Annotated in this window: 10 protein-coding genes; 4 read left to right on the top strand and 6 right to left on the bottom strand. The window is 70.8% G+C overall.

Translation table 11 applies throughout. The features are described 5' to 3' along the window. Positions 1-149: 149 nt before the first annotated feature. Together CCN39_RS52190 and CCN39_RS52185 are read right to left on the bottom strand one after the other, a co-directional pair. Entirely contained in the window at positions 150-833 is a 684-nt protein-coding gene (locus tag CCN39_RS52190) for an RICIN domain-containing protein (RefSeq protein ID WP_341867724.1), read from the bottom strand. Beyond that, positions 818-2,209 (bottom strand): beta-L-arabinofuranosidase domain-containing protein, encoded by a 1,392-nt coding sequence (locus CCN39_RS52185; protein WP_434781152.1) that lies wholly within the window; start codon positions 2,207-2,209, stop codon positions 818-820. Before CCN39_RS52185 ends, CCN39_RS52190 begins: the two co-directional genes overlap by 16 nt. Before the next feature lie 316 nt (positions 2,210-2,525). Between CCN39_RS52185 and CCN39_RS39145 the strand changes: the two genes are divergently transcribed. From CCN39_RS39145 to CCN39_RS39135, 3 genes are all read left to right on the top strand, one after another. Beyond that, a complete protein-coding gene (locus CCN39_RS39145; RefSeq protein ID WP_086851013.1) occupies positions 2,526-3,086 on the top strand; it encodes a dihydrofolate reductase family protein in 561 nt (186 codons plus the stop codon). Between the two features lie 160 nt (positions 3,087-3,246). Continuing rightward, positions 3,247-4,608 carry an RICIN domain-containing protein gene (locus CCN39_RS39140; protein ID WP_086851011.1) on the top strand — a complete coding sequence of 454 codons (1,362 nt, stop codon included), beginning with the start codon at positions 3,247-3,249 and terminating at the stop codon, positions 4,606-4,608. Between the two features lie 11 nt (positions 4,609-4,619). Next, a complete protein-coding gene (locus CCN39_RS39135; protein WP_086851009.1) occupies positions 4,620-7,469 on the top strand; it encodes a glycosyl hydrolase family 95 catalytic domain-containing protein in 2,850 nt (949 codons plus the stop codon). A gap of 5 nt (positions 7,470-7,474) precedes the next feature. Here CCN39_RS39135 and CCN39_RS39130 read toward each other — a convergent pair whose 3' ends face one another. From CCN39_RS39130 to CCN39_RS39120, 3 genes are read right to left on the bottom strand one after another with little or no spacing between them, the layout of a single operon-like run. Next, on the bottom strand, positions 7,475-8,056 hold the full coding sequence (locus CCN39_RS39130; RefSeq protein WP_086851007.1) for a TetR/AcrR family transcriptional regulator: 582 nt from the start codon (positions 8,054-8,056) through the stop codon (positions 7,475-7,477). Further along, the gene (locus CCN39_RS39125; protein WP_086851004.1) at positions 8,053-8,790 is read right to left on the bottom strand and encodes an alpha/beta hydrolase; all 738 of its coding nucleotides are present in this window, start codon (positions 8,788-8,790) and stop codon (positions 8,053-8,055) included. Before CCN39_RS39125 ends, CCN39_RS39130 begins: the two co-directional genes overlap by 4 nt. Positions 8,791-8,845: 55 nt before the next feature. Next, on the bottom strand, positions 8,846-9,436 hold the full coding sequence (locus CCN39_RS39120) for a TetR/AcrR family transcriptional regulator (protein ID WP_167455314.1): 591 nt from the start codon (positions 9,434-9,436) through the stop codon (positions 8,846-8,848). An 81-nt stretch (positions 9,437-9,517) separates the two neighbouring features. Between CCN39_RS39120 and CCN39_RS39115 the strand changes: the two genes are divergently transcribed. Further along, the gene (locus CCN39_RS39115; protein WP_086851000.1) at positions 9,518-10,456 is read left to right on the top strand and encodes a zinc-binding dehydrogenase; all 939 of its coding nucleotides are present in this window, start codon (positions 9,518-9,520) and stop codon (positions 10,454-10,456) included. Between the two features lie 2 nt (positions 10,457-10,458). Here CCN39_RS39115 and CCN39_RS39110 read toward each other — a convergent pair. Further along, on the bottom strand, positions 10,459-11,575 hold a 1,117-nt coding region (locus CCN39_RS39110; RefSeq protein ID WP_143264320.1), incomplete at its 5' end, for an acyl-CoA dehydrogenase family protein.

Here is an 11,575-nt window from a genome sequence, read left to right as displayed (position 1 = left end):
CCCCAACCCCGATCCGAAGCCCCAACACGGCCGGTGACGCCGGGTCAAGGCACGCTTTCCCGCCTTGACGCGGTGCCGCCGGCCGTAGTCACAATCGGGCATCGGGGTGGCGGAGAACGAACCACCACCCCCGAGCAAAGAACGAACCCTCACCCGTTCCGAACAACCCGCCACCGATTAGCAGCAGCACCATTATCCGGCCCTTGAACCGCATAAGCCCCAGCCGCGGAAGACCCGTTCTCGATCGTCAACAACTTCCCACTATTGACATTCCGAACCTTCGACGTCCCATCCCCCTGGTCAACAATCGTCCACCGATGATCGGCAGTACCGTTGTCCGACCACTGCAGAACACGAGCCCCGTCCGCGGTCGACATGTCCAGAACACCCAGCACCTTGCCGCTGTTGGCGTTCCGGAACCGGACCGCACTGCCATCGGTGATCATTTCCCAGTTGTGGTCGGCCGTCCCGCTGTCCGACCACTGCAGAGCCCGCCCTCCGTCGGCAGTGGACATGTTCTCCACCCCGAGAACGAGCCCGCTCCCCACGTTGACCAGCCGATAGGTGACGACCCCAGCACCACCGGTATTCCAGTAAACGGTGTAATTGAACCCCTGGGCATCGTAGAAAGGCACCAGATTGACCGCGGCACCGTTGGCGGTCGCACTGAAGGTCAACGCACTGCTGCTGGTGCGGGTGATCGAACCGACGTTGAGGGACGGCAGCGTGCTCCCGCTGTAAGCACCGGCCAGCACCACCGGACCGTAGGTGACCGCCGAGACGTTGGCGTTGTCATTGGCCGCCTTCAGCGCGACCTTCATCGGCAGCCGCACGGTGACCGTGTCGCCGGAAGTCCANNGATGCGGATCCGCATCGCCCAGGTCCCGGCCACGCTCCCGGTCACCGTCAGCGTGGACGTGTCACCGACCGGGAAAGACGTGGTCTGGGTGACGGTGATCCCACGCTCGGACCACGTGAGCACCGAAGGCAGGAACAGGTTGACGATCAACGTCGTGTCGCTGTAGAAGTAGATCGAATCGGCCAGCTTCGTCTGGGTTTCCAGCCCGCTGCCCTGGCAGCACCAGAACGAGTTGTAGTCGGTGCTCCACGTGCCACCGCCCCAAGCCGGGCCGAGGCCGCGGCGGCCACCGGGGTTGAGCGAACTGAAGTACGTGATGTGCCCGTGGCTGTCGGCCGGGTTCTGCTGGCCGATCATCTGGTTGAGCAAGGCTCGCTCGTAGTAGTCGGCCAGGTCGGCGCGGTCCGGGTACAGCGCGATCAGTTCCCGGGTCAGCTTGAGCATGTTGTAGGTGTTGCAGCTCTCGCACGTGTCCTGGTTGAGGTAGCCGGCGATGGCGTTGGGCGCGCGGAAGTGCTCGGCCTGGCTGTTGCCGCCGATGGCGTAGGTGTGGGCGCCGACGGTGATGTTCCAGGCGTTCGTGGCGATGTCGCGGTAACGGGTGGTGCCCGTCGCCTTGTACTCGCGGGCGGCGCCGATCCACTTGGGGATCTGGGTGTTGGCGTGCAGGCCGTTGAGCTGGTCCCGGTTGGCCGCCAGCGGGTCGAACACGGCGGCGTGGTCGAACCGCTTCGCCGCGGTCAGCCACCGCGCGTCGCCGGTGTACTGGTAGAGGTCGGTGAGCACCGCGTTCATGCCGCCGAACTCGGTGTTCAGCACCGACTGCATCTGCGTGGTGCTGAGCCGGGCGGTCCGCCGGTCGACCCAGCCGGCCAGGTTCAGCAGCACGTCGCGGGCCTGGGTGCTGCCGATGTGGTGCCAGACGTCGAGCAGGCCGGCCATGGTCTTGTGGATGCAGTAGTACGGCACGTTGCCGTTCGTCAGCCGGCCGGCTTCCAGGTTGTCGAAGTCGGCCTCGGGGAAGCCGGACAGGTACCCGGCGGTGAACCCGGCGGCCGCGTTGTTCGCCTGGCACTTGGCGAGCTCGGCCACCATGGTCGTGGCCTTGTCCCGGCACGCGGTGTCCCCGGTGACGGCCCACAGCTGGGCCCACGCGGTCAGGAAGTGCCCTTGGACGTGGCTGCGGAACGGGAAGTTCGGCGCGTCCCAGCCGCCGTTGGTGGCCGCGCCGGCGGTGGAGAGCCGGTGGTTGGCGCGGAAGTTGTAGAGCAGCCGGTTGACGTCGACGAACCGCAGGTAGTTCTGCGTGCGGTTCTGGTTGTCCAGCCAGCGGCTCGCGGTCAGCCGCACCTGGCCGAGCTCGAACGGGAACGCGGACACCCCGGCGTCCGGGCGGACCGGGCCGACGGCCGCGGTGGCCGCCGCGGCGGTGGGAGCCCAGCCGACGGCGGATCCGGCCGCGGAGGCGATGGCGGTGGCTCCGGCGGCTTGCAGCAGTCGCCGGCGGCTGAAGGATGAGGTCACCGGGTTCTCCGTTCGTCGATGGACAGGGAACGCGCGCCGATGTTAGCGCTAACAAGAACGCCTGTCACGACATTCTTGGGCGGATTGGGACATCCGGCCGCGCCCGGCATACTGTCGGCCCGGCACCCGAGGAGGATTTCCGATGCGCAGCGTGACCTATTCGATGAGCGTCTCGCTCGACGGCTACATCGTCGGCCCGGACGGCGGCTTCGACTTCGGGGTGACCGACGACGAGGTCTTCCGCTTGTCCACCGAAGAGGTCCGCGGCGCCGGCGTCCACCTGCTGGGGCGGCGGCTGTACGAGACGATGCTGTACTGGGAGGACGTCGACGTTTCCTCGCTCGACCCGCTGAGGCGCGAGTTCGCCGAGCTCTGGAACCCGCTGCCCAAGGTGGTCTTTTCCAGCACGCTGACGGAGGTGCGCGGCAACGCCCGCCTGGCCACCGGCAGCCTCGCGGAGGAGATCGAGCGCTTGCGGGCCGAACCGGCGGAGGGCTCGATCGCGATCGGCGGCGCGACACTCGCCGCCGCGGTGGCCGAGGCGGACCTGATCGACGAGTACCGCGCCCGCGTCTACCCGGTGCTGGTCGGCGGCGGCCTCCCGTTCTTCCCGCGGCAGGAACGGCGGGTGGAACTCGAACTCGTCGAAACGCGGCCCGTCGGCCCGCTGATCGCCTACCTCCGCCACCGCGTGAAGCGCTAGCCGGGAATAGTTTCCCGCAATCCCCGGCGCACTTTCCGGCGTCGACGGTGAAACTGAAACTTTCATTTCCGGGTGGACGGGCATTCGAAATCCGTGCTACAACGCAAACACACTTGAGCAGCCGTCTCGAGAATTTCCCCGTCGGCCGAGAGGGTTTCGCATGCCCACGCCCCGATCATCGTTCCGGATCTTCGCGACCGCCGCGCTGCTCCTGCTGGCCGTGTGCGGCGCTCCCCCGGGCGCCGCCGCGGCCCCGGCGGCCACGGCGGCGGCCACGCCGAGTGCCGGCTGCGGCAAGAACCCGACGCTCACCAGCGGCAAACGCACGATCCAGAGCAACGGCAAGAGCCGCAGCTTCATCCTGAAGATCCCCGACACCTACGACAACACCGCGCCGCACCGGCTGGCGTTCGGCTACCACTGGCTGGGCGGCACCGCCGAGCAGGTCGCCGGAGGCGGCAGCGACGGCTACGCGTGGGCCTACTACGGCATGCAGTCGCAGTCGGGCAACTCCACGATCTTCGTGGCACCGCAGGGCCTCAACAACGGCTGGGGCAATTCCGGCGGCGAGGACGTCACCTTCACCGACGACATGGTCCGGCTGATCGAGAACGACCTCTGCGTCGACACGACGCAACTGTTCTCCGTCGGCTTCAGCTACGGCGGCGCGATGAGTTACGCCCTGGCATGCGCCCGGGCGAACGTCTTCCGCGCGGTGGTGGCGATCGCCGCGCCCGGCGCGATCAGCGGGTGCAGCGGCGGCACCCAGCCCATCGCGTACATGGGCATCCACGGGGTGTCGGACAACATCGGCGCCGGCCGCGGGTTGCGGGACACCTTCGTCCGGAACAACGGCTGCACGCCGCAGAACGCCCCCGAGCCCGCCGCGGGCAGCAAGACCCACTATCTGACCACCTACTCGGGCTGCCGGACCGGCTACCCGGTGGTCTGGGCCCCGTTCGACGGCGGCCACCAGCAGGGCCCGGTGGACGGCTGCACCGGCTGCGAGAGCGGCGCGCGGAGCTGGACGAAGACCGAGATCTGGAAGTTCTTCAGCCAGTTCGGCGGCAGCGACCCCAACCCGCCCACCTCGCCGGTGCAGGTCGGCGTGAACTACTCCCTGGTCGCCGCGCACAGCGGCAAGTCCGCGGACATCAACGGCGCGTCCACCGCGGCGGGCGCCACGCTGATCCAGTGGTCTTCGCACACCGCGGCCAACCAGCAGTTCGACTTCCTCGCCTCCGCCGACGGCTACTACCGCATCCGCGCCCGCCACAGCGGGCTCGTCCTCCAGGTCGCGAGCACGGCCTCCGGTGCGGACATCACCCAGCAGCCCGACACCGACGCGACCACCCAGCAGTGGAAGGTCACCGACCAGGGCGGCGGCGCGGTCAGCCTGGTCAACCGGGCCAGCGGCCTCGCGATGGACGTCTGGGGCGCCTCGACCGCCGACGGCGCGCGCATCTCGCAGTACGCCGCCTCCGGCGGTGCCAACCAGCGGTTCCAGCTCCAGCGCGCCTGAGGAGGACGACGATGGCCGACCTGACCCGACGGCAGGCGATCCGGCTCGGTGCCGCACTGGTCCCGCTCGCGTGGACGGCGACCGCCCGGGTCGGCTCGGCCGCCCCCGCGGACGTCCGGGCGGTGAACGACCTGGCGCTGTGGTACGACAAACCGGCCGGCACCGAGTGGCTGCGCGCGTTGCCGATCGGCAACGGCAGGCTGGGCGCCATGGTGTTCGGCAACACCGACACCGAACGCCTGCAGCTCAACGAGGACACCGTCTGGGCGGGCGGCCCGCACGACTACAGCAACACCCAGGGCGCCGGGGCGCTGTCGCAGATCCGGCAGCTGGTGTTCGCGAACCAGTGGACGCAGGCGCAGTCCCTGATCGACCAGAAGATGCTCGGCTCCCCGGCGGCCCAGCAGCCGTACCAGCCGGTCGGCACGCTCAGCCTCGCGCTGTCCGGCGGGAGCGGAGCGGCTTCCTACCAGCGCTGGCTGGATCTCACCACCGCCACGACGGTCGTCACCTACGTCGCGAACAACGTGCGGTACCGGCGCGAAGTGTTCGCCAGCGCCGTGGACCAGGTGATCGTCGTGCGGCTGACGGCCGAGACAGCCGGTTCGATCTCGTTCTCCGCGTCGCTGGGCACCCCGCAGCGGGCGACGACGTCCAGCCCGAACGGCACCACCATCGCGCTGGACGGCGTTTCGAGCGACAGCCGGGGCATCGCCGGTTCGGTCCGGTTCCTCGCCCTCGTCAACGCCGTCGCCGAGGGCGGGAGCACCAGCAGTTCCGGCGGCACGCTGCGGGTGTCCGGTGCGAACGCCGTGACGCTGCTGATCTCGGTCGGCACCAGCTACGTCGACTACCGCACCGTGAACGGGGACTACCAGGGCATCGCGCGGTCGAGGCTGGCCGCCGCGCAGGCGCTGTCCTACGACTCCCTGCGCAGCCGGCACGTGGCCGACTACCAGAAGCTGTTCGGGCGGACCACCCTCGACCTCGGCCGCACCGCGGCGGCCGACCAGCCGACCGACGTCCGGATCGCGCAGCACAACAGCGTCAACGACCCGCAGTTCGCCGCCCTGCTCTTCCAGTTCGGGCGCTACCTGCTGATCTCCTCGTCCCGGCCGGGCACCCAGCCGGCCAACCTGCAGGGCATCTGGAACGACCAGCTGAACCCGTCGTGGGAGTCGAAGTACACGCTCAACGCCAACCTGCCGATGAACTACTGGCCGGCCGACGTCACCAACCTCGCCGAGTGCTACGAGCCGGTGTTCGCCATGATCTCCGACCTCTCGGTCACCGGGGCCCGCACCGCGCAGGTCGAGTACGGCGCCCGGGGCTGGGTCACCCACCACAACACCGACGGGTGGCGCGGATCCTCCATTGTGGACTTCGCGCAGGCCGGCATGTGGCAGACCGGCGGGGCCTGGCTCGCCACCATGATCTGGGACCACTACCGGTTCACCGGCGACGTCGAGTTCCTGCGCGCCCGCTACCCCCTGCTGAAGGGCGCCGCCCAGTTCTTCCTCGACACGCTGGTGACCGAACCGTCCCTGGGCTACCTGGTCACCAACCCGTCGAACTCCCCCGAGCTGAACCACCACGCGAACGCGTCCGTGTGCGCGGGGCCGACGATGGACATGCAGATCCTGCGCGACCTGTTCGACGGCTGCGCGGGCGCGTGCCAGGTGCTCGGTGTGGACGCCGCGTTCGCCGACCAGGTCAAGGCGGCCCGGCAGCGGCTGGCGCCGATGAAGGTCGGCTCGCGCGGGAACATCCAGGAATGGCTCTACGACTGGGTGGAGACCGAGCGGACCCACCGGCACATTTCGCACCTGTACGGCCTGTACCCCAGCAACCAGATCAGCAAGCGCGGGACGCCCCAGCTGTTCACGGCGGCCCGCAAGACCCTCGAACTGCGCGGGGACGACGGCACCGGCTGGTCGCTGGCCTGGAAGATCAACTACTGGGCGCGCATGGAAGAGGGCGCCAAGGCGCACGACCTGATCCGGCTCCTGGTGCGGACGGACCGGCTGGCGCCCAACATGTTCGACCTGCACCCGCCGTTCCAGATCGACGGCAACTTCGGCGCGACGTCCGGCATCGCGGAACTGCTGCTGCACAGCCACAACGGCGAGCTGCACCTGCTGCCCGCACTGCCGCCCGCCTGGCCGTCCGGCAGCGTCACGGGCCTGCGCGGCCGCGGCGGCTACACGGTCGGCGTGGCCTGGAGCGGCGGCGCGGCGACGCAGCTGACCATCACGCCGGACCGCGACGGCGACGTCAAGGTCCGCAGCCGGCTGTTCACCACCACCTACGAACTGCTCGACACCACGAGCGGCGCCAAGGTGCAGCCGGTGTCCGTCGAGGCGGATCTGGTCCGGTTCACCGGCCAGGCGGGCCACACCTACCGCGCCACCTCCCTCGGCGGGCCACCGCCGGTCGTGGAGCCCGGGGTGAACTACCGGCTGGTCGCCCAGCACAGCGGCAAGTCGGCGGACATCAACGGCGGTTCCACCAGTGCGGGGGCGGCGTTGATCCAGTGGCAGGCCACCAGCGGCCTCAACCAGCAGTTCGACTTCCTCGCCTCCGACGGCGGCTTCCACCGCATCCGGTCCCGCAGCAGCGGCCTGGTCCTGCAGGTCGCCTCCACCGCCACCGGCGCGGACATCACCCAGCAACCGGACACCGGCGCGACGACGCAGCAGTGGAAGGTCACCGACCAGGGCGGCGGGGTGGTGAGCCTGGTCAACCGGGCCAGCGGGCTCGCGATGGACGTCTGGAGCGCCTCGACCGCCGACGGCGCGCGCATCTCGCAGTGGACGGTGACCGGGGCGGCCAACCAGCGCTTCCTGCTCCAGCGCGCCTGACCGCGTCAGGCCCGGCGCAGGCCGTTGACCAGGAGCCGCACCAGGTGCCGCGCGTCGTAGTGCGCCGACGTTCCCGCGCCGGCGCAGAGACTGCCGACGCCACGCATCAGCTCGTAGGCGTCCTGGCCGGGGACGATCTCGCCGGCCGCCGCGGCCGCGTCCAGCAGCTGGGTGCACACGGGACCGAGGCGTTCGAGGAAGTAGGCGTGCAGCGGGTCGTAGCAGGCGTCGTCGGACTGCAGCACCGACGCCAGCCCCTGCTTGGTGATGACGAAGTCGACGAACCGGTCGATCCACTCGACGAGGGCCCGGTGCGGCCCCGCTTCGCCGGCGAGCAGGGCGGGACCGGCTTCGGCCAGGGCTTCGACCTGCAGCCGGTACACCGCGAGGATCAGGTCGGCCCGGGTCGGGTAGTGGCGGTAGATCGTCGCCGTGCCCACCCCGGCCCGGGCGGCGATCTCCCGGATCGGCGCTTCGACGCCGGAGGTCACGAACACCGCGGCCGCGGCTTCGAGGACGTTCCCGGCGTTGCGCCGCGCGTCGGCGCGCTGCGGCGTTCTTCCGGCCGCCGTCCGGGAATCGCTCACGACCGCATGCTACCGGCCCCCGCCGGCTCCCCGACGTCCAGCAGCAGCCCGGCCAGCTCCGCGGGCGCGGTGATCATGCAGTCGTGTCCGGTGGCCAGCTCGCGCACGTCCGCGGGCTCGCCGTTCGGCTGCACGGCGGGCACCGGGCGCCGGTCGAACCCCGCCGGTTTCACCGTGCAGTGGATGTGCGTGCGCGGGATCGCGGCGGCGGCCGGGTTGTCGAGCGCGACCGGCTCTTCGAGGCACCGGAGCGGCTGGTCGGACAGCATGGTCCGCAGCCAGGCGACGTCCCCGGGGTCGGTCACGCCGAACAGGCCGAAGGGCGCGGGCAGCTCGGGCAGCGGCGGGACCCGCCAGCCGGTCCCGAGCATGCCGCGGGTGATCGGCATGACGTCGATCCCGTTCTCGCCGTGGGCGGGCACCATCGCGTCCAGGTACACCAGCCGCGCGATCCGCTCGGGCACCTCGTTGGCGACCGCGGAGATCACCAGGCCGGCGTAGCTGTGCCCGACCAGGACGACGTCGTGCAGGTCCGCTTCGACCAGCAGCCGCACGACGTCGGCGGCGTGCGTGCCGAGCCCGACGTCCGGGGCCAGCAGGTGCCGCGTTTCGCCGTAGCCGGTGAGCGTCGGGGTGAACACCGGCCGCCCGCTCGCGGCCAGCCGCGGCACGACCCGCGCCCAGCACTGCCCGGTGTGCCAGGCGCCGTGGACCAGCACGTAGGTGATCGCCATGGAGAGCTCCTTAAGTGGGACACTGTCCCGATTACGATACGGGACGCTGTCCCGCTTAGGCGGGGTGGGGTGCCGGGGCAGCTCGGAGCCCGTTGATCGCGATCGCGGTGAACCGCCGGACGGCCGCCACCCGCGCCGCCGGCGAGCGCGCCTGGATGCCGCCGGCGGCCATCAGGACGATGACGATGTCGTCCGGGGTCGTCTCGGGACGCACCCCGCCCGCGTCCTTGGCCCGGCCCACCAGTTCGGCGAGCGATTTCAGCGCTCGCTCCCGGTCGGCGGTGAAGTCCAGCGCGCCGGGGAAGGCCGACACCAGCGCCGCGGTGATCGCCCGGTCGCGGGCGTACAGCTCAGCCAGCCGCTCGATCACCGTGCGCAGGCCACGCCAGGGATCCGCGTCGGCGAGACCGTCTTCGACGATGGCGTAGCAGGCACGCAGGCGCTCCGCGAACGCCTCGGCGAACAGCTGTTCCCTGGTCGGGAAGTGGCGGTACAGCGTCGCCGGGCCGACGCCGGCGTGCCGGGCGATCTCCCGCATCGGGGCCGCGAGGCCTTCGGCGGCGAACACGGCCCTGGCGGCATCGAGGAGGCGCTCGCGGTTGTCCCGGGCGTCCGAGCGCCGGATCCGAGGCAAAGAGCCGGTCATCGTCTCACTTTAGCCGAACCGGACGGGGGCGTCCGGTACGTTCGCGGCCGCCTCGAACCCAGGGAGATGACAGTGAAAGCAGTGGCGGTACGGCGTTTCGGCGATCCCGGCGGCCTGGCGGTCGTGGACCTCCCCGACCCGCGTCCGGCCGCCGGCCAGGTGGTGATCACCCCCGAGGCGATCGGGGTCGGCGGCGTCGACGTGCTGATCCGCCGCGGCGCCCTCGCCGCGTTCGGCTTCGAGGTCGGTCACGTCCTCGGCGGCGAGGTCGCCGGGGTCGTCACCGCGCTGGGCGCGGGCGTCGACGAATCGTGGGCCGGTACGCGCGTCTGGGCCCCCACCGACGGGGGCGGCGGCTACGCCGAGCAGGCGCTCGCCCCCGCCGCGGCGCTGGTGCCGCTGCCGCCGGAGGTGTCGCCGGTCGACGCCGTGACCGTCGCGGGCTCCGGCGTGGTCGCCCACTTCGGCCTCCGGCACGCCCATTTCGCGCCCGGCGAATCGGTGCTGGTCCGCGGCGCGGCCGGCGGGATCGGGGTGCTGGCGGTCCAGCTCGCGGCCCGCACCGGCACGGTCACGGTCACGACGTCGTCGGCCGAGCGCGGCGCCCGCCTGCGCGCACTCGGCGCCACCCACGTCCTGGACCGCTCCGGCGAGGGCGCCACCGGCCACGACGTCGTCTTCGACATCGTGGCCGGGGAGGAGCTGCCCGCGTTCTTCGCCGAGCTCAACCCCAACGGCCGGGTGGTGACGGTGGGCGCGGTCGCGGGCCCGCCCCCGGCCCGGCTGGTCGCCGAGATGTTCGCGGCGTTCCGGAAGTCGCTGTCGTTCGCCGTCTTCAGCGCCGATTCGGTGTCCACAGAGGACCGCCGGACGGTGGCCGCCGGGCTGCTGGCCGCCGTCGGCCGCGGTGAGCTGGACGCCGTTGTCCACGAGGTGCTGCCGTTGCGGCAGGCCGCGGACGCCCACCGGCAGCTCGACGCCGGTGCCGTGTTCGGCCGGATCGCACTCGTCCCGGCGTGACCTCAGGTGTACCAGGTCGGCGTCGGGTACGCGCCGAGCAAGGCGTACTCGCCCACTTCGCGGCGCTTGTACGGCAGCGGGTCGTGCAGCGAGTGCGTCCGCAGGTTGCGCCAGAACCGGTCCAGGCCGTACTTCGACGCGCTCGCCCGGGCCCCGGTCAGCTCGAAGATCTTCGTCCCGATCTCCAGGCCGGTGTCGACCGTGCGCTGCTTGGCCGCGGCGATCAGCACCGCCACCTCGCCGCGCGCTTCGGGCGTCAGCTCCTCGCGCGGGGCGTGCAGCACGCGGGAGATCGCCGCGCCCGCCTTGTCCACCAGGGCCTCCGCCGCCCACAGCTTCGACTGCAGGTCGCCGTAGCCGTCGAGGATGTACCACTCCTCCGACGCGGCCTGCTTGTCGTCGCCGCCGTACGGCCAGGCTCGGGTGTGGTCCCGCGTGTACGCGAGCGCCGTCTCCAACGCTCCCTGGGCGATGCCGAGGTAGAAGTTGGTGAAGACGAGCTGGATCGCCGGGACGTTGAGGGTGTTGTACACCAATGGCTGGAACTTCCGGTCGACGTAACCGGCCGCCGACTCCCACGGCACCCGGACGTTTTCGATCGTCACGCTGCCGGATTCGGTGAGCCGCTGGCCGATGTTGTCCCAGTCGTCGTGGAAGGTGATGCCTTCCTGCTGCGACGGGACGATCGCGAAGATGTGGTCCTCCGTCCCCGCCAGGACGCCTTCCAGCACCGTCAGGTCCGAGACCTTGCTGCCGGTCGAGAACGACTTGTGTCCGTTGTAGACGATCGAGTCGCCGTCCTCGGTGATCGTCAGGTCGGAGTCGCGCGGGTTGACCGCGCCGCCGAAGAACAGGTTGCCCGTCGTGTACAGCTCTTCGACGGCCGCCACCTGCGCGTCCGTGGCCACCAGGCGCGCCGCCCACGCCCACAGGTAGTGGTAGCCCAGCAGCTGCCCGATCGAACCGTCGGCCTTGGCGACCTCGCGGATCACCCGGTAGGCGGTCTCCCAGGTCTGCCCGCCACCGCCGTGCTCGGCCGGGCCGAGCAGGGTGACCAGGCCGGTGTCCTTCAGCAGCCGGACTTCCTGGTACGGGGTCTCGCCGCGGCGGTCGCGTTCG

It is taken from the genome of Amycolatopsis kentuckyensis, assembly GCF_002155975.1.
GTDB classification, from domain to species: Bacteria; Actinomycetota; Actinomycetes; order Mycobacteriales; family Pseudonocardiaceae; genus Amycolatopsis; species Amycolatopsis kentuckyensis.
Note: the sequence above shows the minus strand (reverse complement) of the source record. Positions and strands in the feature narration are given on the sequence as shown.